Source organism: Mameliella sp. CS4 (assembly GCF_019392335.1).
Classification (GTDB): Bacteria; Pseudomonadota; Alphaproteobacteria; order Rhodobacterales; family Rhodobacteraceae; genus Antarctobacter.
In genome coordinates this window covers 1-243 of sequence record NZ_JAHXRQ010000257.1, presented here as the reverse complement: position 1 = coordinate 243, position 243 = coordinate 1, and the positions used below count along the sequence as shown (strand labels likewise).

The window sequence follows — 243 nt, the reverse complement described above, 5'->3', positions numbered from 1 at the left end:
GTGCCGTACTACGGCACGGACACCTCCATCACCCAAGTGGCCAATATCACCGTAAAAGACTCGCGCACCCTGCAAGTCGTAGCCTTTGAGCGCAACATGCTCGCGGCGGTCGACAAGGCGATTCAGAGCGCCGGTCTGAACCTCAACCCGACCAACCTGGGCGAGTTGCTGCTGATCTCCATGCCAGCTCTGACTGAAGAAACCCGCAAGGGCTTCACCAAGCAGGCGCGCAGCGCAGCGGAA

1 protein-coding gene is annotated in these 243 nt (G+C 60.5%); it reads left to right on the top strand.

Annotation, left to right across the window (positions count from 1 at the left end; genetic code table 11):
* A partial coding sequence (locus tag KZZ07_RS27305) for a ribosome recycling factor (protein ID WP_219520168.1) occupies positions 1 to 243 on the top strand: 243 nt, incomplete at both ends.